16 protein-coding genes and 1 pseudogene are annotated in these 21,594 nt (G+C 54.4%); 14 read left to right on the top strand and 3 right to left on the bottom strand.

Annotated elements, in window-relative coordinates; all coding sequences use genetic code 11:
* Positions 1 to 5: 5 nt before the first annotated feature.
* Positions 6 to 2,444 carry a poly-beta-1,6 N-acetyl-D-glucosamine export porin PgaA gene (pgaA, locus tag O1721_RS25565; protein ID WP_032649509.1) on the bottom strand — a complete coding sequence of 813 codons (2,439 nt, stop codon included), beginning with the start codon at positions 2,442 to 2,444 and terminating at the stop codon, positions 6 to 8.
* A 668-nt stretch (positions 2,445 to 3,112) separates the two neighbouring features.
* Between pgaA and O1721_RS25560 the strand changes: the two genes are divergently transcribed.
* On the top strand, positions 3,113 to 3,640 hold the full coding sequence (locus O1721_RS25560; protein WP_045324834.1) for a helix-turn-helix transcriptional regulator: 528 nt from the start codon (positions 3,113 to 3,115) through the stop codon (positions 3,638 to 3,640).
* Between the two features lie 61 nt (positions 3,641 to 3,701).
* Here the strand turns inward: O1721_RS25560 and O1721_RS25555 are convergent, their stop codons facing one another.
* Together O1721_RS25555 and O1721_RS25550 are read right to left on the bottom strand one after the other, a co-directional pair.
* A complete protein-coding gene (locus O1721_RS25555) occupies positions 3,702 to 6,749 on the bottom strand; it encodes an autotransporter outer membrane beta-barrel domain-containing protein (RefSeq protein WP_032649505.1) in 3,048 nt (1,015 codons plus the stop codon).
* Positions 6,750 to 6,865: 116 nt separating this feature from the next.
* Positions 6,866 to 7,180: a hypothetical protein gene (locus O1721_RS25550; RefSeq protein WP_032649503.1), complete on the bottom strand. Its 315-nt coding sequence runs from the start codon at positions 7,178 to 7,180 to the stop codon at positions 6,866 to 6,868.
* A 175-nt stretch (positions 7,181 to 7,355) separates the two neighbouring features.
* Between O1721_RS25550 and O1721_RS25545 the strand changes: the two are divergent.
* From O1721_RS25545 to O1721_RS25485, 13 genes and pseudogenes are all read left to right on the top strand, one after another.
* Positions 7,356 to 7,988, top strand: a pseudogene (locus O1721_RS25545) (LuxR C-terminal-related transcriptional regulator).
* Positions 7,985 to 9,769 carry a hybrid sensor histidine kinase/response regulator gene (locus O1721_RS25540; RefSeq protein ID WP_032649501.1) on the top strand — a complete coding sequence of 595 codons (1,785 nt, stop codon included), beginning with the start codon at positions 7,985 to 7,987 and terminating at the stop codon, positions 9,767 to 9,769. Before O1721_RS25545 ends, O1721_RS25540 begins: the two are co-directional and overlap by 4 nt.
* Before the next feature lie 218 nt (positions 9,770 to 9,987).
* Positions 9,988 to 10,863: a ParA family protein gene (locus O1721_RS25535; RefSeq protein ID WP_006777717.1), complete on the top strand. Its 876-nt coding sequence runs from the start codon at positions 9,988 to 9,990 to the stop codon at positions 10,861 to 10,863.
* Positions 10,856 to 12,226 (top strand): SPI-7-type island replicative DNA helicase, encoded by a 1,371-nt coding sequence (gene dnaB-PI, locus O1721_RS25530; RefSeq protein ID WP_006777718.1) that lies wholly within the window; start codon positions 10,856 to 10,858, stop codon positions 12,224 to 12,226. Before O1721_RS25535 ends, dnaB-PI begins: the two co-directional genes overlap by 8 nt.
* Positions 12,223 to 13,917, top strand: a complete 1,695-nt coding sequence (locus tag O1721_RS25525; protein ID WP_006777719.1) for a ParB family protein — start codon at positions 12,223 to 12,225, stop codon at positions 13,915 to 13,917. The genes dnaB-PI and O1721_RS25525 overlap by 4 nt, the downstream gene beginning before the upstream one ends.
* Positions 13,910 to 14,620 carry a DUF2786 domain-containing protein gene (locus O1721_RS25520; RefSeq protein ID WP_006777721.1) on the top strand — a complete coding sequence of 237 codons (711 nt, stop codon included), beginning with the start codon at positions 13,910 to 13,912 and terminating at the stop codon, positions 14,618 to 14,620. The genes O1721_RS25525 and O1721_RS25520 overlap by 8 nt, the downstream gene beginning before the upstream one ends.
* 6 nt (positions 14,621 to 14,626) lie before the next feature.
* A complete protein-coding gene (locus O1721_RS25515) occupies positions 14,627 to 15,217 on the top strand; it encodes a DUF2857 domain-containing protein (RefSeq protein ID WP_032646920.1) in 591 nt (196 codons plus the stop codon).
* On the top strand, positions 15,214 to 15,462 hold the full coding sequence (locus O1721_RS25510) for a ParE family toxin-like protein (protein WP_004115572.1): 249 nt from the start codon (positions 15,214 to 15,216) through the stop codon (positions 15,460 to 15,462). Before O1721_RS25515 ends, O1721_RS25510 begins: the two co-directional genes overlap by 4 nt.
* A gap of 99 nt (positions 15,463 to 15,561) precedes the next feature.
* Complete coding sequence (locus tag O1721_RS25505; RefSeq protein ID WP_006777723.1) at positions 15,562 to 16,800, top strand: STY4528 family pathogenicity island replication protein; 1,239 nt, start codon at positions 15,562 to 15,564, stop codon at positions 16,798 to 16,800.
* Positions 16,801 to 17,216: 416 nt separating this feature from the next.
* Positions 17,217 to 17,930, top strand: a complete 714-nt coding sequence (locus tag O1721_RS25500; RefSeq protein WP_010615557.1) for a PFL_4669 family integrating conjugative element protein — start codon at positions 17,217 to 17,219, stop codon at positions 17,928 to 17,930.
* 1 nt (position 17,931) lies between these two features.
* Entirely contained in the window at positions 17,932 to 18,486 is a 555-nt protein-coding gene (locus tag O1721_RS25495; protein ID WP_006777724.1) for a hypothetical protein, read from the top strand.
* A gap of 15 nt (positions 18,487 to 18,501) precedes the next feature.
* Positions 18,502 to 20,523 (top strand): DNA topoisomerase III, encoded by a 2,022-nt coding sequence (locus O1721_RS25490; RefSeq protein WP_006777725.1) that lies wholly within the window; start codon positions 18,502 to 18,504, stop codon positions 20,521 to 20,523.
* A 637-nt stretch (positions 20,524 to 21,160) separates the two neighbouring features.
* Positions 21,161 to 21,594 (top strand): STY4534 family ICE replication protein (locus O1721_RS25485; protein WP_479954011.1); only part of this gene is annotated, 434 nt, incomplete at its 3' end.

Here is a 21,594-nt window from a genome sequence, read left to right as displayed (position 1 = left end):
CATCCTTAAAAGCGTAAAGTCGCATCTAACGTGACGGAGAGATTGCTCTCGCGTTTGCCGTCGTAAGGGCGCTTATCCCAGTTCAGCATCACGCCAGTATCGACAACGTTGTTCCACTGGATGCGTTGCCCGTAACCCAGCAGGGTAACGGCACCCGCGGACTGATTTTTCTGCCAGTAGCTGCCCCCTCCTGCCACGAACTGCTGGCTCCAGAGGGTGTCGTAGTGGCGGTACATCTCATGGTCAACGGACAGGGCAGCCGTCACGGACAGATCCCGTGCCGGGTTGTAATAGAGCGTATTCCGCAGGCTGTTTTTACTGGCGGCGATCCCCGGTTCGAGATCCAGCGTCAGGGTCGGGGTCTGCCAGAGACGCTCTTTCCCAGAGAGGGTGTATTCCTGACGGCGGTTGTGGTCCGAGAAGCGGCTGACGGCGGCGTTGAACTGGTATTCACGTCGCTCGTTTTGATACCAGCGCACCCCACCTTCACCCCGGTTGGCGCTGATCCCATTGCGTAATGCCCGTAAGGGTGTCGCACGTGACAAGTGTTCGAGGTTACCGCTGACCTGCCAGTTATCACTCAGGCTGTAGGTTGTTGAGAGCCGTGCGCCCGGCCTGTTTGTGCCGTGATAGCGGTTGCTGGAGAGCTCGGCTTCGAGCGTGAGGTCACGTGGGCGCCACTCAACGCCGCCCAACAGGTGGCGGCTGATGCCTTTACCTTCGTCGAAATTCCCCTGGGCATAGCGGGCGCCGGCAAACAGCCGCCAGTTATCCGCCACGGGCGGGCCATAGAGCGTGGCGTCCCAGCTCATGTCGTGGCTACCGCTGACGGGGTTATCTGAGTGCAATCCTTTACCCGCGTTCAGACGCAGCTCAGACATGTGGTGGACCGCTCTGAGCCTGTCCAGGCGACGGGCGCTGCGATCGGCGGGGGCGCGAGCAATCACGTCATCAGCCAGTAAATCCATCTGACGCCACTCCTGAAGGTCCATTGCGACGTAAGCCTGCTGTTTTTCAAGCTCCAGATTCGCGGGTTCAAGCGCCTCTGCTCGTTTAAGCTTTTGCTCGGCCGCGCGCGGCAGGCCTCTGGCCTGAAGCAGGGCGGCATAATCAATCTGTAACCCCTGATTTCCCGGCGCCGTTGATGCCAGACGATACGACAGCTTTTCGGCCTCCGGCAGGGCGTTGGTCGCCAGCAAATAGTTAAGTTTGAGAGACTGTCCGGTGAGCCACCGATCGTTCGGCTGAGCGGTCGGGGATCCGAAATCGTAGCGGGTCCAGGGAACGCTGCGGGTCTCGCGCTCAACGTAGCGGCGGGCGGTCTGATACTGCCCCGTATCCAGCCAGGCGTAGAAAAGCGCATGCTCCTCATCCTGCGGATCGGAGGCGTAGTGTGGATAGCGTTGCACAAGCGAGAAGGCGGCGACGGTGTTTTTCTCCTGCAAATATGCCGAGATCACCCAGCCGATGGCCCAGTCCGGTACCGGATGCTGTGCGGCCGTCAACGCCTCATATTCGCTAATGACCTGCCGGTAATTACCCTGCGCATACAGGGCGCCAAGCCGATCGATACGGGCAAGGACGACGTCTTCAGCCGCCTGCGGGTCGTTTTGCCAGCGGGAAAGCAGGGTGTGATAGCGATCTAACGCGTTTTGTGCCAGCCGCAGGCGCTCTTTCTCCGTTCTGCCAGGCACATCCGCCAGGCGTACCCTTTCAGCCGCGGCGTTACGCTCAAGGCGGCGGCGCTCCGCGGGAGACATCGCCGCGCTTTGCGACAGCCAGAGTGCAGGCGTGCTTACCCGGTTTTCCGTTAACGCATCGATCGTCTCGCGAAGAAGGGCATTATTCTCGGGAGCGGCGTTCAGTGCACGCATGTCCGCCAGCAGCCGGTCCCCGTTTTTTCCCTGGCGCATCCAGACATAGGAGAGCGTCTCAAGGTGCGCGGGAGAAGGATCGTCCTTAACCAGCTGCCGGGCTTCCGAAAGCGCGAGGCGATCTCTGCGGGCATCGGCCAGGGTCTTAACATAGCCGATGCGGTAATCGTCGTTATCTGGCGCAAGGCTGAGCGCCTCTTTCCACAGCGATAAGGCGGATGGCCAGGCTTTTTGGTTTCTTCTGGACTGGGCGACAGCAGCGATGGCGCGAGCGGGCAGCGGCATATAAATACCATAACGCTGCCAGACCCGGATAACCTCATCATCGCGTCCTGCCCAGGAGGCTACCTGTAACCAGTCCGCAACCTGTCCGGGTGTTAAAGCATGCTGTTGCTCATAGCGCTGTAGGTAATCAAGAAACAGAGCGTAATTACCGTTACGTGCCTGTTGTATCTGATGCTCATAAACGGATTCATCAGCCTGAACCAGAACAGGAAAGAGTAAAAGCAGGAGCAATAATATTGTGGTGCGATAAAAGAATAACGTAGTGAAGCTAAGCGATCTTTCCATATCTATTTGCCATTTGTTTATCGTGAATCCATTGCATAACACGGCCGCCTTTTAACTCTGTGTTAAAGGGCATAAAGGAGAACATTAAATCTGAATGATGCTACGTTATGGGGTACTTACTTAAAGGTAATTATGAGCCCTCATCTCAGTGGTCTGATTGGGCTTAATGTACACCCGATATGTTGGGGGATAAATAAGTTGAAAAGCGGCTGAGAGGTTTTGGGATAATTCTGGAAGAAGTAAGTTTTTTAGATAATTCAGTGCAGGATTGTTCTTTTTAACTGATTGATGTTAAATGGTTTTTCTTTCTCTGCTTCCTGTTTTGTTATATTCGAAATGAAGTTCTGCTGAGTTAATTAAAGTACTTTCTGGTACATGTTTGGGAAGTTTCATGACAAAAATTCTTAATGTTCAGAGAAGTGACTTTTCTGAAATTCTTTTTTATTTATAATTAACGACAGACATTGAGTGATAGTCTGCAAAAAGTCTAGCTCACCAATGTCATATTGAGGGATGATCAAAGCCAGAAAACATTTGCCGTAAATGTAAAGCGCTATAAACGAAAGCGTTCTTGTTTCTTAAGAGGCGGGCTTGCTTTAATCTAAAAGGGATGGTTAGTGGCGACTTCAATAGTGTTAGTGACTCAGGATTGTTTCCTTGTCAGGGGGATGCGGCTATTTTTCCCGGATATAATTTGCCTCAGTTCGATAGACAGAAACATATTTGATACCGACGCAAATGAATATACTGTACTGATTGATAGCCGTACGCCGCTCCGTTTATATGATTACCTGATACGCCATCCGGCCAGAACGAGAAAAACGATCTGCTGCGTTATGCTGGATATGCGTCCTCGAGAGGAGGATCTTCTCAGTATGAAGCTGTTTATGAACACGTCGCTTACGGCTCCGGATATGGCGTCGTTATTCAATCTGGTGCTTGATATGAAAGGCAGGCGTCTGACAACCAAATGGCTGCTTAACTTACGGCTGAGTCGACACGAAGCGATAATGATCAGGTTGCTGAAGGCAGGGAGGTCAATGGAAGAGATTGCAGATAAGCTGAATATGTCGGTTAAAAGCCTCTATCGCAAGCGAACGGTGCTGTCGGAGCGGTTAGGAGCAGGTAACTTCAACGAGGCGTGTTTGTTTATCTTTAAAAACAAACTGCTGGACGTGGTTGGGAACGATCCCTAGCTTCGTCAGAAGCCAAAAGCAGAAACCCGCCACGAGGGCGGGTTCTTTTAATGGAAATAATTCAGAACGACCAGCGCAGATTGGCGTTAACAGAGTTGACGCGGGTATCCGCACCATATTGTCCCTGGTAACCCACATCCAGCGTCGCAGCACGCGACAGCTGTACGCTCACGCCGATATCACCGACCATCACATCCTCATCCACGGCCTGTCCCTGAGTAATGAACGCGTCGCTGCCCGCAAACGCCATGCGCGAAGAGGTATTCTTATCGCCATAGGCGTGCTGCCAGCCCAACGAACCGTAGAGGTTAACGTGCTTCGGCAACTCGGTCACACCGCGCAACCCGAGTGTCGTATAGAAGGTGTTCATCGTTTCGTTACGGACGCTCAGCGCAGCGGCACCGCCGTCTTCCCTGAAGCTGTCGGTATGCAGCCGGATGTACGATAAATTGACGAACGGCTCAATATTCCTGTCTGGCTGGCCGAAACGGTAGCCCGCTTCGGTGAACGCCAGCAGGGAGTTCGCGTCGTAATCTGACTTCAGCTGATCCGAGAAGCCGCTGAAATCAACATTGCGCTCGCCTTCGATCTTGTGCCAGGTGTAACCCAGCGCGCCGCGAAGGGAGAACGCATCCTGTTGACCCGCCGCATACAGACCAAGGTGATAGTTGTCGGTATCCGTTGAGGAGCGACGGCTGTCGACGTCATAATCACCCCGGCTGTAGCCGAAGTAGCCGCCGACACGCACGTTATGGTCCGCCAGTTTGCGATCTGCCCCCAGCAGGAAGCCGGTGGTGTTGCCGTCCAGCTTGCCCACGTTACCGTCGCCGCTGTTTCGGCTCCAGGAGCTGAAGGTCTGGCCCCAGACGCCATTGTTTTGCGGCTCCGGCTGCTGCACCAGCGACATGGCTAACGGTGGTATCGGCAGGCTGTCGTTATCAAACGCGCGCTGCATCCGCTGGTTTAACACGTTAAACACCTGCGTGCTGCCAGCGATCAGGTTGGACTGCATTGACGGATAAACTTCACCAGAAAGCTGGTTGAACGCCTCGCGCGCTTCCGGTGCGCTTAGCAGAAGCAGCGAGTTATACAGCGCCAGCGACGGGCCGCTTTGCGTCAGCGTGGAGAGCGCGCCAGCGGTATTCCACTGGTTGCTGCTTTGGGCCACGGTCTGGAAAATGCCCGGCTTGCCGCTGCCCGGGTTTTCACCGCCAGGATTCTCACCGCCCGGGTTTTCACCTCCGGGGTTTTCACCGCCAGGATTTTCGCCTCCGGGGTTTGCACCGCCAGGATTCTCACCACCAGGATTTTCGCCTCCGGGGTTTTCTCCTCCAGGATTCTCGCCACCGGTTTCTTTCTGCGCGATGGTCAGATCGACGGCGTTGGTGCTTTGCTTAAGCGCCACGTCGAGGAATGCGGATTTGGAGATCGCTCCGGCGAACTCACCGTCGATTCCCCCGTCGGAGGTCAAAATGCGGTAGCTTTGGCCCGTTTTATAGCTGGTTTGCGGATCCAGCGCGGTGACCTGTACCTTAGCCTGATTGCTGATGGTGGTTTTACCCGATACCAGTAGCTGGTCGCTGCGGCCATCTCCTGCGATATCCACGTCATAGAAGGATTCGCCGATAAAGTTCAGATAGCGTTTCAGCGTCAACGTACCGATATTGCCGTCGCCGGGCGAGATATGTCCGCCGGACAGGATCTCGGTCTGGCCCAGCGTCCCGTTGCCGCCCAGCGTGCCGCCGGACTTGATTGACGCGGCGCTGCTATAACCCACCCCGTTGCTGACGTCTGAACCCGCCGTCGCGTTGAGGATCAACGTGCCGCCGTTCTCCGCGCTAAGGGTCTGGACGTCAAAGATATCGTCTTCTGGCTGGGTATTAATATTGCTGGCAATGATGACTTTACCGCCCCGCGCGGTTACGTTCGCCTTGAGTGCGGAAAGATCGCCGTTCAGCGTCGTCTGCCCGGAGGTGTTGATCACATCACCTTCACCGCTCATCGTGTTGCTGAAGAGGTAATTTCCGTCGGTATGGTTGAAGTAGACATAGCTGCCGAACAGTCCGCCACGAAGGCTGATTGCCGTCTTCGCATCGAGGGTACCTGCGCCGCCCGCCGTGCCAAGCGTTGGCTCAGTTAAACCCGTGCCGGTGTCCATATTGCCGCGGCTGCCGATGATGAGCGCACCCCGGTTCGAGCCGGAACCCGATGTCCCCACGATCAGCGCATTGCTGCCAGCGGAAAATGAACCGCCGTCAATCACAGACAGCACGCCATTGCCGTAATCGCCCACGCTCACGCTGCTGCCGCTGGTAAAGCGCGAGTCCTTGCCTGCAATAACCAGTTCGGCAGTTTTCCCTGCGCCGGAGACGCCCGCCACCTGCACGCCGCCAACGTTAACCGTTCCGCCGTTCACCACATCCAGGTCGCCATATAGCGTCAACGTACGGCCAACGTTCCACTGTGACCCGCTCCCCGTGACGGTGGCTTTCGGGCTCAGCGTGTCGGTTTCACCCGGCCCGGTACCGTTGCCGATGCGCGCATCGTAAGCGGTGCTGAGCGACGCGCCGTCTTCAATCGCAAGCGTGGAGCGTGCGCCCAGATCGGTGCCTACACTGAGAAAATTACTGGTCACACGAGAGCCGGCACCCGTGGCGATTAGGTGGCTGTCGTAGCCGCGGGTGGTGCCGACAACGATCTCCTTTGCGCTCGCCAGCGCGCCCTCTTCGACTCGCAGGGTGCCGAGGCCAAGATTCAGGTCGCCGCGAAGGACGTACCGATCGTTCACCGCGTTAAGCTCAGCGTCTGGCCCACGGACCGTGACCACGCTTTCATAAATTTTGCCGTCGAACAGCCGACCGATATTGATGTTATAGGCGGTGATTTTGCCATTATCGATCAGCAGGTTTCCGCGTTGGTTACGTCCAACATAAACATCTCCGGTGTAACCCAGCGTTTCGGTAATACGCGAGTCGCCATCAAAAAAGGCATCGGCTGCACGCGCGACATCGGCAGGTAAAAACAGTAACAGCGGCGCGGAAAATAGAGCGAGGTAAAGTCTGGAAAGCGGCGTCTTAACCGCTAAAGAATGCGATGTAGAGTTATTCACGGGCTATCTCCGTACTCATTAGCATGATGTCAGGAACATCGTTTTTATATGAAAACTCAGATACGTCAGATAATGTAAAAGGCGTTATTTATGTACGCCTTTTGATGTGGCGTTAATTATTTATGTGTGACAACTGGTGTACAGGTTGGCGCGCTCAGCGTCGGTGCAGATCCTAAAATTCCCGGCATCATCATCGATGAACAATCGAAAATACGCCCTTTTTCTGTCGTGGCGCGATAAGAGAGTTTTTGTCCTCCCAGTGCGTCCGGCTGGGCGCCATTAACGTTGGATACAGTTATTTCATCCGATGAGCCCAGTCCCAGCATTTTAGCGGTCTCCGCCTGTAGGAGTGGAATAGCCTGATCGGTTTTCAACGTGGAACAACCGGCTTGCATCAACGTAACGGTTAAAACGATTAGTGGTTTTTTCATAAATTATCCTTGATATCCAACCAGTTAATTTCACTGATTGTATTTATGTTTTCTTTTACCCAAATCAGCGAATAATATATTTCTCTTTCCTAATCGAAAAAACCCTCCTAAAGTAGGGTGGGTAGATAATAATTCATCTGTACTCTAAGATATGCGAAGGTAAAAGGAGGCTCCTTTGGGACAGAATTATGCGTTAGTCGTTGATGACCATCCATTGGTAGCAAGCGGCATCGCCAATTTTCTGATTACACATTGCCAGTTTAAACAGGCGTGTGTGGTGACGAATGAGGATGATTGCTACCGCCAAATTAGGGATCATGGCCCGCCACGTTTGCTGGTAATCGATTTTTGGCTCTCTTCCGGAACGGCCCTGAAATTACTCAAAGAAGTTAAACAACTTTACCCACAGGTACGACTCCTGGTGGTCAGCGGGGATGACAATAATGATATCTGGCGCAAAGTTAATGCCGCCGGGGGACACGGTTTTGTATTGAAAAGCGAGCCACCTGAGATGTTCTCGCGGGCCGTTTTCGCACTCGCTGATAATCAGACCTGGTTTCCTGAGGGAAACGAAATTTCCGTTAAGACGAATAATGGGAAGTTAAGTAAATTTAACTTAACGCCGTGACAAATAGACGTGTTAAATATGATTATGCGCGGCCTGCCAAATAAACGTATCGCCGCCCAGCTTTCAATTTCTGAGCCCACGGTCAAAGAACACATCAGCAATATATTGAAAAAGATAGGCGTTAACAGCCGGGTCGAAGCCATCACGCTTCTGCATGGCAAGCAGGAACCGTCGGAATGAGGTTTTTTCAGAGCTTACAAAATGATGGTATCTCTCCTCCGGCGCAGATCCGTTTGCTAAACAACACCTTTCTGCGGCTGGTATTCAGCTTTAGTGCGGTACCCTTTGTTGGTATTCCTTTCGCCATCTGGATTTATATGCTTGGGGATGAACTCGGCCCGACGATTATCTGGATAATTATTTATCTGCTATGTGCCGTGGCGATACGAATATTGCACCGACGCTATCAGCGTGAAGCGAAAGAAAACGGTGAAAGGGACGTTCTGCGACGCTGGCTTCCGCGTATTAATAATATTGCCTTTATTCACGGGCTGGGAATTTCATCACTCTATTTAATTACGCCACAGACGCAGAATTTTGACTTTTTCCTGTTACTTAATATCAGCATTGCCGCCATCGTCGCCGCCAATGCGACGCATCTGACGCCTGTCATCAGTACCTTTACGCGTTTTTTCTTCGCCTCCTGGGGGGTGCTGAACCTCGGTATTATCTGGCGGCTGGATGAGTTGATGTTCATCGTGCTCATGCTGAATCTGCTTTACGGCTTCGCGATTTACCGCCATGCGTTAACTTCCCATGCGTTCTTTATTCAGCAAGCGCTGCTTGAGGAAAAAAGCTCACGCCTTGCGGAACAGTTTCGTCAGGCCAAAGAGGACGCGGAGCAGGCATTGCTGGATAAAAATCAGTTTCTGACCACCGCCAGCCACGATCTGCGCCAGCCCGTACACGCAATGGGCTTTCTGATCGAAGCCATCCTCCACCGAAACCGGGACGACAGCCTGACGCCGCAACTCCTTGACCTTCAGCAGAGCGTTCGCTCGGTGCATTTAATGCTCAATTCTCTGCTCGATCTGAGCAAAATAGAATCCGGGAATGTCCTCTCTGCCCCGACCAAAGTGGATATCGGTGCTCTGCTCGACTCGGTCATCACGCTGTTTCGTGAAGAGGCCAACAGCCGCGCGCTTAGGCTGTGCATCCGGCGGCCTAAACGCCGTATCGACGTGATGGGCGATCCGCTGCTGGTGCGACAGTCCCTGATTAACCTGATTCAAAACGCCCTTCGCTACACGCTCCAGGGCGGGGTGCTGGTCGCCATCCGACCGCGCGGTGACGAGTGTATGGTGGAGGTGTGGGACACGGGAGTCGGTATCGCCGATGAAGAGAAGGGCAAAATCTTCTCACCTTACTACCGCCCCGAGCTGGCATGGAAGATCGACAGCGCCGGGCACGGGCTGGGACTGGCCGTCGTTGCCCGTTGTGCCAAGCTCATGAAGGTGAAATACGGGATGCAATCTATTGAAGGGAAAGGCTCGCGCTTCTGGATGCGCTTTATCCAATATGCTGGCGAAGATAGCGTGCTGGACACCCCGCCCGCCGCTGACAACACCGCCACGCCGGTACGCTATGCGCCGCTGCACGGTTCCTGCCTGGTCGTTGATGACGACCCGCTGGTGACGTCTGCCTGGGAGAGCCTGATGAGCGTCTGGGGAATCGACGTACGCTGTGCGGCCTCGGCTGAAGAAGCGTTTGCCATAATCGACGACGGCTTTACGCCGTTCGCCGTGCTGTGCGACCAGCGCCTGCGATCGGGCGAAAGCGGCTTCGACATCCTGAAAGCGCTTTTTGAACGTCTGCCGGATATGAGCGGCGCGATAGTCAGCGGCGAATTTAATTCACCGGTTCTGCTGGAGGCGGAGCAGGAGGGTTACCTGGTGCTCCGCAAGCCTCTGGAGCCGGCTAAACTGCATGCGCTGCTGACGCAGTGGTCGGGATGTCATTAAGGGAATGCAGAAATAGTGATTCTGGCGGGTTCATAATGCAAAAACGGACCTCCGTGGAGGTCCGTTAATATAAATTTTGGTGCCCGGACTCGGAATCGAACCAAGGACACGGGGATTTTCAATCCCATTGCCGGAAAGTTAAATTTTTTGCCTTTGTGTTACAGAGATGTGAATAATCGCTAACGCATACATCCAAACCATTGTTTTGGATGTGCAAAATGACAATACTTCCCGTTATCTCTCCCAAAGGTGGAGAAGGCAAATCCACGTTTGCTGCTTACCTTGCCGGTTTTCTTGCCGATGCTGGCCTGAATACCCTTCTTGTGGATGCAGACTATTCCCAGCCCACAGCCAGCAGTATCTTCGCGCTGGAGCATGAATCCCCATTCGGTCTCTATGAATTGTTGATGCAGATGGTCAGTGACCATACGCAATGCATTTCGCAGACCGCCATAAAAAATCTCGATGTCATCTACTCAAACGACCCGGACGAACTGTTGCCGACCGCGATGCTCCACGCTGCAGATGGCCGTCTTCGCCTGCGTAACATACTTCAGCATCCTTTCTTTAACCGTTATGACGCCATTATTGTGGATTCTAAAGGCGCAACAGGCGTTATGACTGAGCTTTCCCTCCTGTCCTCTACCGGTAATGTGATGGGCGTTGTTAAACCCATCCTTCCGGATGTCCGTGAATTTATCCGCGGCTCCCTTCACATGCTTACCCGCCTGAAAACCTATGAAAATTACGGTATCCGCCTTCCTGATATTTCCATTCTCGTCAACTGTATCGAAAACACTCTGCTTGACCGTGAAGCAATGGACGGTCTTGCCGCCATCATTAACGAAAAACATTACGACGCCTCTGCGCTGGGCAACCGTGACGTTTATCGTTTACTCAATACCCGTATCGAGGCGCTGGATATTTTCAAACTGGGGCACGTCAAGCAGCAGCCCGTGCATCGTCTGGAATACAAAACACGCCGCAAAGGTCCGGCCGCAGCCGTCACCATGCACGACCTCGCGTGTGAACTGTTCCCTGAGTGGCAGAGCCATTTCAGTGACGTTCTGACCCGGGAGGTGCGTCATGTCTGAGATGATGATGCCCTGCTCTTATGAGGCTGAGCAGGCCGTACTGGGCGGACTGATGCTTGATAACGACCGGTGGGATGAGGTGATACTGCAAATCTCCCCGGAAGATTTGTTTTCCCGGCCGCACCGTATGGTCTTCCGCGTCATGGCCGAGCTGGCCGGAGAAGGGCTACCGCTCGATCTCATCACTATTACGGAACGGCTGGAGAACAAAGGCGACCTTGAACAGTGTGGCGGCTTTGCTTATCTGGCTGAAATGAGTAAAAACACGCCGTCTGCAGCCAATATCCTTGCTTACGCCGGCGTGGTGGCGGAGAAAAGCCGCCTGCGGCAGCTGATGACAGTGGGTAACAGTCTTCTTTCCGATGTGCAGGCCCCGAAAGCCAGCTCGGCCGGCATCCTTGAGTCGGCCGAAGGTAAGCTGTTTAACATTGCCGAACAGGGAGCCATGCAGCTCAACAGTGAGACCGGCGTTAACGAGGCGCTGGATAAACTGCTGACGCATCTGGAAAGTATGTCCGCCAGTGACGGCCTCACCGGCACACCGACCGGTTTCAGTGAACTGGACGCGATGACCTGTGGTCTCCAGCCCGGCGATCTGGCCCTGCTGGCCGCCCGTCCTTCCATGGGAAAAACGTCGCTGGCCATGGCCGCCTGCACCGCGGCCGTGGGCGCAAAACCTGACGATCACGTCTTTGTGTTCAGTCTTGAAATGCCCTCAGAGCAGCTGATGATGCGCCTGCTGGCGATGGAAGGCCGGGTGGAACTGTCCCGGCTTCGCAGCGGCAACATGGATGATGAAGACTGGGCTCGCGTGTCAGCGGCTACCGGTCGCATTATTGAATGGAAAAACCGTCTGATCATTGATGATACCAGCTACCAGACCCCGGCTACACTGCGCGCCCGCGCCCGTCGCTATGTCCGCAAATACGGCAGACCCTCTCTCATCATGCTGGACTATCTGCAGCTTGTCCGCTCCCCCGAGCAGGAAAACCGCACGCAGGAAATAGCGGAAATTTCCCGCTCGCTTAAGGCGCTCGGTAAAGAGCTGGGCTGTCCGGTACTGGCGCTTTCCCAGCTCAACCGCCTGGTGGAGCAGCGGGCCGATAAACGCCCTAATAATGGTGACCTGCGTGACTCTGGTGCGCTTGAGCAGGATGCAGACCTCATCATGTTTATTTACCGGGATGAGGTTTATAACCCCGGCACTCCTGATGCCGGGGTGGCTGAGATCATTGTCGGCAAGCAGCGGCAGGGGCCAACCGGCACGGTGAAAGTCAAATTTGACGGGCGTTATACCCTCTTTTCGGAGTTTCAGGAAGGCAGCTATGACTTCGGTTACCGCAGCGGGAGGAAACAGGCATGAGCCGTAAAAGTTCTAATGTGGGGGCTGCCATGCTGCAGCCCGGACGCCAGTCGCAGGCGGCCGGCAATATCAGCGTCATGCCGGCGGCTGAAATGCCCATGGTCCTGACGCTCGACCAGTTAAGCCCGAATCCTGATAATCCGCGAACATCACGCAATCCGCGTTATGACGATATCAAGGCTTCCATCCGTTCGCGCGGGCTGGACACCGTACCCAAAGTCACCCGTGACCCGGATGGTGAGCCCGATATGTACATCTTCAGCGACGGTGGTAATACACGTTATCAGATCCTGTCAGAACTGTGGCAGGAGACCGGAGAAGACCGTTTTTTCCGTGTCCATGTGTTGTTCAAGCCGTGGCCGGGACGGCTGCAGTGTGTTATCGGCCATCTGGCAGAGAATGAAGTGCGCGGGGAACTGAGTTTTATTGAAAAAGCGCAGGGGATCCACAAAGCCCGCTCTATATATGAAGAGCAGTTAGGAAAGCCAGTCTCTTTACGACAGTTGTCAGAGCTTCTGACCCGTGAAGGTCTGCCGGTACATAATTCAACTATCAGCCGTATGGAAGATGCACTGAAATATCTTTTTCCGTGGATCCCAGACCTGCTTGAGTCCGGGCTCGGCAGGCCTCAGATAACGGCGCTGCTGGCGCTCCGGCATGATGCTGAACGCGTGTGGGATGAGTTTTGCCTGATTTCAGACACAGGCGACAAATCCTTCAGCGACGTTTTTGGCCAGTGTTGTGGCCGTTTCAACTCACCGGAACTGTGGTCTCTTGAGATGTTTCGCGATGAATTAATTGGTGATTTACTGCATGCGCTGCCCCATCCGGAGCTGGATTATGACCGCTGGATGATGGAACTGGATCCTAAAGAACGTAACCGCAGACATCACTTCGGCGATCCAGAACCGGTGTCCATCCCTCCCGTAAACAGCCTCGTCACCGCTGACTCTGCAGGTCAGGCCACACCGGCGCAGAAGTCTGTTGAGGTCGCGCAGCCTTTCTCCAGTCCACGTCGTGAAATCTCAGGAGAGCCGGTAACGCCCGCCCCGGATAATACCCCACCTGAAAAACTGGATAAACAGCCCCCCCGGCATGAGGTTCAGCCAGATATGTACGGTGCCGCGCCGGTCATTTCAGGTGAGAGCGGGGATGTTAGCGGGCTGGTTACCCTCTCCGATGGGTACGGAGAAGAGAATGGTGGAGAAGAGGACAATGGGGAGGATGGCCTGCTTTCTCTTTTAACACCAGAACCTGAAGTTGTCCTGCAGGATGACGCGCCAGTGACTAATGACAGCATCTGGCATGTGCCGGCCCATCAGGACGATATCGAACACCTGCAGAATACCGCTTTTCGTCTGGCCTGGGAGCTGGGTGAGGTCCTTGGCTGCGAAGATGAAATTCTTCCGCAACGCGACAATGACATGTCTGCCGGTTACGTCGGGGCAGGTGAGGTGTGTTCTGAAGCCGCCGCATTTCTGCTGGGCCTGACCGGCGAAGCGCCTGCGCTGCATCCTGCGGCAGGAGTGTGTGGTCTGCCGGAGCTTTTCACCGGCGGCCCGGGTGAGGGGGAAGCACCTGCACTGACAGATGAAGATGCTCTGAAACTGCTGCGCCTGATGCGCGTTATGCGCCGTCTTCGGGAGCTGCAACGCGGTCTGACGTACGGGGAGGATAACAGTGATGAATAACTCACAGCGACAGTTGCGACTGCTGAATCTTGTCAGGAAACTGCTGAAGCTGGGCCGCAGCAACAGTAATGCCCATGAGGCAGGACTGGCCCTGCAGCGTGCCCAGAAGCTGATGGCCAGATACGGTATCAGCGAGCTTGACGCCAGTCTTACATCTGTGCGCGAGGCGTCTTCCCGCACGGCCCCTTCGGATGCTGAAAAAGTTCCGGAATGGATGGTGACCCTTGTCCGGGGCGTCTGTCATGCCTTTGGCTGCCGCGCTTATTACTCATGGCGTCAGACCTCTGCCGGGTATCGCCGTTCGGTAACCTTTTACGGATTCAGTGAAAAACCTGAGATAGCAGCCTATGCCTTTGATGTGCTGACGCGCCAGCTGAAAGATGCCACAAATTCTTATCTCAAAACCCAGAGTAAGCGGCTGAAACTGGCCACACGCCGGGCGAGAGCGGAGCAGTTCCGTGACGGCTGGGTATGTGGGGTGCGTGAGGTGATATCGGCAACTGACATCAGCAGCGAGGAGGAGCAGGTGATGAGCCACTGGCTGGAAAGCCGCAGTATGAAAACAGTCACAACCCGTGAACTGAAAGCCTGCCGCGGGGCGGATACAGCACGTTATCAGGGGTATGAAGCCGGACAAAATGCCCGTATTCATCATGGTGTCAGCGGCCGGGGTCCGGCAGCCATTGGTTACCGTCAGGATTAAGGGGGAATGATGAACAGTTTATCTCAGGCTGCCAACGGATTGCTGATGCAGCTGGTTATGGATCTCAGAAGTGGCTATCTGCGCCGCTGCGAATCGCTGGGACTGAACCGCGAGGAAATGCAGATGCTGCAGGGGCTCTCGCTCGAAGAGCTTCACTACCTTTCCGGCAGTGAGGTGTCGATCATCAGTGTGGGCATCAATCACGGCAATCTGGTGCGCATGCTGCAGCAGGCCCGGACGGAACAGAAACGACTCCAGCGTATCGATCGGGCGCTGGCGCTGGGCGGCTCCATTGAACTGATGGCCAATTACTTCGGGCTCTCCAGTACGGACGTGGCGGCCCGCCGTCGTATTGCCGGTATCGATGTCCGGCCGGGGCGCGGTAACGCACTGGGTGATGAGGAAAACGCCGCCCTGTGGCGTCAGTGGCAAAAGTCCGGCGTTGAAGATGCGGAAAGTGCTGACGGGCTGGACGTAATGATGCTGGCTGCAGAACAGATGAACGTCTCGCTGACGTCCGTCTGGCATGCCGTCCGCGGCTGGCACAAAACCCGGCAGCCTTCTCCGGCACGAATGCCGGTAAGGAAGACGGCATGAAATACAGGATGGTTGCGCCGGGCCTGCGGGCTCCCCATGGTACGCCGCCGCAATGCTGTCAGAAGGCGTTACGTCAGGTTCGCCGTTTCCGGCAGGGGGCGCGTAATTACACCCGGCTCGATGAGAAAGGCTGCGGTTACTACAAAATCGATCTCGGCCCGTTCTGGCGTTTGCTGAGTCGCAACGAAGGCCGGACATGGCTTCTTCTCAGCCACGAACGCTATAACAGCGCCATACGGAAATAGCAGCATGACAGCCTGTTTACCCTGCACCCGTACGCGGGTGCATTACTAAGCATACTGACAGTTCAGAACGGCCGTGATGGCGGCCGAAAAGGAAAAATAATGAGTCTGCCTGCAGAAAGCCTGATTGCTTATACGCTGGATAAAATGAATGCCCGCCTTGCGGCCAGACCCCGGCGGGATGATGGCAGGATACGTAACGGCCTGCTGTTTACCGGAAATGTGCATGATTCCATTCCCCGCCGGCTGTTGCTCGACACGCGGTTGTCACCACTGGACAAGATGGGCTGGATGATGATCCGGCTGTATGCACAAAATAATGAGGGGGCAGTTTTCCCCAGCTATGACGAACTGCAACTGCAGCTTGCCTCACCCGGAAAGGGGAAAGCCTCAAGGGAAACGGTAAGCCGCGTCCTGCTTATGCTACGAATAACCGGCTGGCTCAGCCTCTGTAAACGCGTGCGGGATGATAAAGGGCGGGTGCGGGGGAATATCTATGCTCAGCACGATGAGCCCCTGACGTTCAGCGATGCGGAAACGCTCGACCCCCGCTTCCTTGATACGGTGGCGGATGCCTGCCTGAGTAAAAACCGGACTATCAGCCAGACCGCCCGCGAAGTGCTCGACGATATAAAAAACGACCCCACCATGCGCCATTATCGCAGCCATCTTGCGCTGATCGAATCGCGTCTGGACCGCCCACAGACGCCCAGCCAGATGGCGAAACATCATCACCGAATACCCCGTCCCGCACCGGGTTCGGAAACCGAACTCAGTCATAAACGGCCAGGAATCATCGCTAAAAAACAGGGTTCGGATACCGAACTCAGCCCAGAAAGATACAACAATTCACTGAGTTCGGAATCCGTACTGCCAGTAAAAACAGGCAGTTATGACCGGGTTCGGAAACCGAACCATTACGTACGTAGTATCACACACAGTGTGAATAAAAATACGTACGTACCGGGTAAACCTGTGCTTCCCGACAGTTTGCATGAACTTGTGCCGGCAGAAGATATTGCCATGCTGACCGCCCAGCTGCAGGCGCTGCCTGAAGAACAGGCACAACTTGTGCTGCTCAGCCTGCAAAAGGTGATGGCACGCCAGCAGCTCAGCAACCCGGTTGGCTGGTTGCTGGCCGTAATGAAAAAGGCCCGTGAGGGCAGGTTATACGCGCCCCGTCAGGCTGATGATTCGCCTGAGAGTGCCGTGCAAAAAAATGCTCAGCGTCCTGAACAACAGCTGTGGAAGCCAGAACCACGTTCTTCTGTCCATCCTGTATCGGAAGAGAACATACGAAATTTGGTTAGAGATATTCGTAGAAAGCTAAACGATAGATAGCTACTTCTAGAACCGGAGGTTAAAAAACAACCACCGCTGCGAGTGGCAGCAGTGGTTAAAAAGCAATCGGTGCTGCGAGTGGTAGCAGTGGTTAAAAAGTAATCGGTGCTGCGAGTGGCAGCAGTGGTTAAAAAGCAAACAGTGCTGCGAGTGGCAGCGGCGGATAAAAAATGTACAGCACTGTATGGGTCTGGTTTGAGTAAAACATGAAAGGATTTTATCTTTTGATTTTTAAGCAGTTTGAGGTGTCATTCTATATAACTGACTACTTCAACGCCCTGAGCCAGCCCGCTATGAAGCCATATAAGTGAATTTCCGAGATTAGGGATCTGGTTTCTAGTTGTCCCCAAGCTCCTGCCTGAAGAGTATCACTGACTCAGGTCGAACCTGACCGGGATCTTACAGGAGATGATTTCATGACCACTGAAAATGAAACGCGAAGCGATAAACCGGGCGGACTCACATCCTCCCTGAAAATCGAGATCCACTCAAACTATGCTATCCGTCTCTGGGAAGGCCGCCCGCAGGCTCAGGCGAAGGAGGGTGTAAAGAAAGTTAAGCATGCCATCATGAGTATGCCCCAGGCTATTAAGCGCTCAGGAATTATTTATCAGGATTCCCTGGCAGATAACCCATGGGCAGATGAGGCGATGTTCAGGGTTGAAACGCTTTTGAATGAAGCTGGAGAACATATCAAAAGCCGGGTAGAAGAACTTGAGGTCATATTGAAATCAGTTCCCCCTGCTGTTTCATTTTCTGACATTGCCTCCTCGTCTCCACTTAATATAGGCGTATACAGTCGTTCTCCGCTGGGTTACAGATGTGTATGGGTACTCGTCGGATATGACCAGATGGCCCTTAAAGCATTCCAGGCGGCTCATTACGGTCTCATATCCCGCAACCGTCGCGATGAACTACTGAGCCATTGCGCTCACTTAATCAGAAAAGTATATGGTGTGCTACGCCTTTATCGAACCGTCAAGGTTAACCGTGCTGACATAGCAATCCAGACTAAAGAAGCACAACAGGCAATAGAAAAACTGGGCATGCCCGATACTGACATTCTTACTGGTAAGAAACGCTCTTCCTTTTCTCCACCTCTGAGAAAAGCCGTTCAGGAGGAGAAATAATATGATTCGCCCTGTGTTCCTCCTCACCTCCTTCTTTTTACTGAGCGGATGCGCAACAACGGACTGGGCTGCGATTAATAAACAGGTCAGCGATACCGCTGCGAACCTGACAAAAACGTTAGGCGGCAACGACAGCGGAGAAAGTGGCGGGATGCCGCTGATGAGCCCGGCGGGGCAACAGGCCATGCAGTCCGTCGATAAAACGTTCTCCGTGCCGGTCGATGTGGATACCGCGGCGGCCCGCCTGAAGCGCCATTACAAATTTATCTCCACACAGGAGCTTGAGGCACTGCGGCAGGCCGCAAATGACGGGGACTGGAAAGCGGCGGCAGAAGATGATGCGCATCCCGTCTGGGACGCCATGCCGGGCAGCTACTACAAAATGGGCTCCGACTGGAACGGACGTGATCACCTGGATATCGAAATCGAGAAAAACGGGTCCGGCAGCAGGCTCTATGTTGTCTATCGCTCATCATCATCACAGCGTCTGGCCGGGTCCGGCGTCACGAAGCTGATGAATGATGTCCGCGCTGTTGCGGCGGGTGAAAAACGCTGATGCGGGAGGCAACACATGCAACTCTTTCTGTGTGAAAAACCCTCCCAGGCAAAGGATATTGCCCGCGTGCTGGGTATCAGCAAGCGTGAGCAGGGATTTATCAGCGGCGGTAACATCGTTGTGACCTGGGCGGTCGGCCATTTACTCGAAACTGCCAGCCCTGAAGCCTATGGCGAGCAGTATGGCAGGCCATGGCGTGCCGATGTTCTGCCTGTGCTGCCTGAGGCCTGGAAAATGGTCGTTAAAGAGCAGACAAAATCGCAGTTCACCGTTATCAGTAAGCTGCTCAAAAAGGCGTCTGAAGTGGTCATCGCAACCGATGCCGACCGCGAGGGCGAGGTGATCGCTCGTGAGCTGATGGAATACTGCCGCTACAGTGGCGCGGTACGCCGGCTCTGGTTGTCAGCCCTGGATGAGGCCAGTGTGAAGGAAGCACTTAGCAGTATTCTTCCGGGGGAAAAAACAGCCCTGCTGTATGATGCCGGCAAGGGCAGGAGCCAGGCGGACTGGCTCATTGGCATGAACCTGACGCGTCTTTATACCCTTAAGGCCCGTGACTCAGGGGTGTCAGAAGTGCTGTCCGTCGGGCGGGTACAGACGCCGACGCTTGCTATGGTGGTTAACAGGGATAATGAAATCACATCCTTCGTGCCAAAGCCCTGGTGGCAGGTACATGCGCTTATTGAAAAAGAGGGCGTCCGGTTCCGGGCAGTCTGGGTGCCCGTTGAGCAGTACTGTGATGAGGAAAAGCGTTGCATCAATCCCCAGGCCGCCCGGGCGGTGGGGCAGTTGTGTCAGCAGCAGGGCAGGGCTGTGGTACTGGAGGTAACACAGAAGCGGGAAAAAACGGCGGCCCCCCTCTGTTTTGACCTGGGCACCCTTCAGCAGGTCTGCTCCCGAAAGTTCGGCATGGGCGCAAATGATGTGCTCGCCATTGCCCAATCCCTCTACGAAACCCACAAAGCGACCACCTACCCCCGGACAGATTGCGGTTTCCTTCCAACTTCGATGCAGCAGGAAATACCCGACGTTCTGGCGGCAGTGGCAAAATCCGATCCCGCTGTGGCCCCGGTACTGAATCAGCTGGACAGGAAGTTTGTCTCGCGTGTCTGGAATGACAAGAAAATCACCGCGCACCATGCCATCATTCCCACCCGACAGGCATTTGATTTGTCGCGCCTCAGCGCCGATGAGCTGAAGGTCTACCATCTGATTCGCCAGCATTATTTCGCCCAGTTCCTTCCGCTGCAGGAATCTGACGTGACGGAGGCGTCTTTCAATATCGGTGGTCAGCTGTTCCGTACACGCGGGAAAGTCGGTGTGGTGACGGGCTGGAAGTCATTGTTCCAGGCTGAAAAAGATGACGATGAAGAGGACGTCGACGGTGACAGTATGGCGCTGCCGGCGCTGGCAAAAGGGGATATTTGCGCTGTCACCGGTTCTGAGGTTAAAGATATGAAAACCAGTCCGCCTAAACCGTTCACGGAGGGGACGTTGATTGCTGCCATGAAGAACGCGGCCAGTTTCGTCAGTGACCCGAAGCTCAAGAAAGTGCTGCGTGATAACGCAGGTCTGGGCACAGAGGCGACGCGTGCGGCAGTACTCGAAACCCTCTTCAAACGACACTATCTGGAGAAAAAAGGGAAGCACATCCACTCAACGCAGATGGCCCGGGAGCTGATTGCGGCCCTGCCGGAAACGCTGACGAGCCCGGGCATGACCGCATTATGGGAGCAGGCACTGGATGATATTTCGCAGGGGAAAATGTCGCTTGCGGTCTTTATGCAAAAGCAGCTGCAGTGGACCCGTCACCTTGTCGAAAAAGGCCGCCAGGACAGTGTGAAAATCACCGCTCCCGTCACGCCCCCTTGTCCGTTATGCAAAGGGCCCACACGTAAACGCAAAGGTAAGAAAGGAGATTTTTGGGGTTGCGTGCGTTACCCAGACTGCAAAGGTATTATTAACACCAACGGGAAAAAGACCACAAAGCGCAAAAAAGCAGCATCAGGGACAAAAACAGAATCATCCGCACAGTGATGAGTTATTTCACTGTACAACCCCGGGCCGGGTTCTGCTAATGTGACTACGCTTCGATATGTACCCCTTTGCCGGAGGCAGCCAGCTTAACTTTAACGGGATTAATCTGGCAACCGGCACGACGGTCTGCCATCGCACATCTGGCAGGAACTGTAAGACGCATGCGCTCCGTGAAAATCGCGTCGGGAACGGATCCCCGGAGTAGTGAGATACATTAAGGTCTGGTACAGCCCCCACGGCGTTGCATATGCAGCGCCGTTTTCATTTCTGGTTTTATGGGTTGACACCAGGCTTGTTTGGTTTAAAAATCAACAGTGCTTACCGCTGTTTTTCACAGCCAGCTAAAGTTTCAGCAGTCTGAGAGAAACGCCTTAGGGTGACTGCCAGCTAACGTTTCACCGGTCTGAGAGAAACACCTTCGGGTGACCGGAAAATCCTCGCAGCCTGAGAGAGGATACCTTCGGGTGGTAAATCCGTTTAACCTCTGGAAACGGATATCACTGCACAGTGATTGAGGTCCTTTCAACATACCAGACTCTCAGGATTCAACCGATCCTGACCCCCGACGGGAAACCACTCCCGTCAGGGCAGATGGTTTCTCCGCCGTACCTTTTTTTACCTCCATGGAGAAAACATCATGTCTGCAAACAATACTTCTGCATCTGCAAAATCTGAGTACTTCAACCTGACTATCAAAGGCATCGGGTATCTCAGCAACATCCGCCAGGTTAACCATCAGAATGGCTCGTTCCTCAGCTGCGTAATAAATGCACTGAGTGGTCCGACTGATAATCCGGCCTACGTCCGTTTTGACATTTCTGTCGCAGGTAAAGAGGCAACCAGCCTTATCGCCCGCTGCCAGAAAGCCGTCGATGAAGACAAGAAAGTCCTGTTGGGCTTTAACCTGAGTAACCCGTCCACGGACATATTTACGCTGAACAAAGGCGACCATGCCGGCGAACAGCGCGTCAGTCTGAAAGCCCGCCTGATAAAGGTGGACTGGATCAAAATAGGCCAGGAAATGGTTTACAAGACTGAAAAATCTGACTCCGTGCCGCCGCAGAATGGCTC

This window comes from Enterobacter cloacae complex sp. HYC033_NIDB, assembly GCF_056673335.1.
Note: the sequence above shows the minus strand (reverse complement) of the source record. Positions and strands in the feature narration are given on the sequence as shown.

What these genes read in the sequence shown, in the direction of transcription:
- pgaA (WP_032649509.1), bottom strand. Translation starts at nt 2,444, where the DNA reads ATGGAAAGATCGCTTAGCTTCACTACGTTATTCTTTTATCGCACCACA.
- O1721_RS25560 (WP_045324834.1), top strand. Translation starts at nt 3,113, where the DNA reads ATGCGGCTATTTTTCCCGGATATAATTTGCCTCAGTTCGATAGACAGA.
- O1721_RS25550 (WP_032649503.1), bottom strand. Translation starts at nt 7,180, where the DNA reads ATGAAAAAACCACTAATCGTTTTAACCGTTACGTTGATGCAAGCCGGT.
- O1721_RS25540 (WP_032649501.1), top strand. Translation starts at nt 7,985, where the DNA reads ATGAGGTTTTTTCAGAGCTTACAAAATGATGGTATCTCTCCTCCGGCG.
- O1721_RS25535 (WP_006777717.1), top strand. Translation starts at nt 9,988, where the DNA reads ATGACAATACTTCCCGTTATCTCTCCCAAAGGTGGAGAAGGCAAATCC.
- dnaB-PI (WP_006777718.1), top strand. Translation starts at nt 10,856, where the DNA reads ATGTCTGAGATGATGATGCCCTGCTCTTATGAGGCTGAGCAGGCCGTA.
- O1721_RS25525 (WP_006777719.1), top strand. Translation starts at nt 12,223, where the DNA reads ATGAGCCGTAAAAGTTCTAATGTGGGGGCTGCCATGCTGCAGCCCGGA.
- O1721_RS25520 (WP_006777721.1), top strand. Translation starts at nt 13,910, where the DNA reads ATGAATAACTCACAGCGACAGTTGCGACTGCTGAATCTTGTCAGGAAA.
- O1721_RS25515 (WP_032646920.1), top strand. Translation starts at nt 14,627, where the DNA reads ATGATGAACAGTTTATCTCAGGCTGCCAACGGATTGCTGATGCAGCTG.
- O1721_RS25510 (WP_004115572.1), top strand. Translation starts at nt 15,214, where the DNA reads ATGAAATACAGGATGGTTGCGCCGGGCCTGCGGGCTCCCCATGGTACG.
- O1721_RS25505 (WP_006777723.1), top strand. Translation starts at nt 15,562, where the DNA reads ATGAGTCTGCCTGCAGAAAGCCTGATTGCTTATACGCTGGATAAAATG.
- O1721_RS25500 (WP_010615557.1), top strand. Translation starts at nt 17,217, where the DNA reads ATGACCACTGAAAATGAAACGCGAAGCGATAAACCGGGCGGACTCACA.
- O1721_RS25495 (WP_006777724.1), top strand. Translation starts at nt 17,932, where the DNA reads ATGATTCGCCCTGTGTTCCTCCTCACCTCCTTCTTTTTACTGAGCGGA.
- O1721_RS25490 (WP_006777725.1), top strand. Translation starts at nt 18,502, where the DNA reads ATGCAACTCTTTCTGTGTGAAAAACCCTCCCAGGCAAAGGATATTGCC.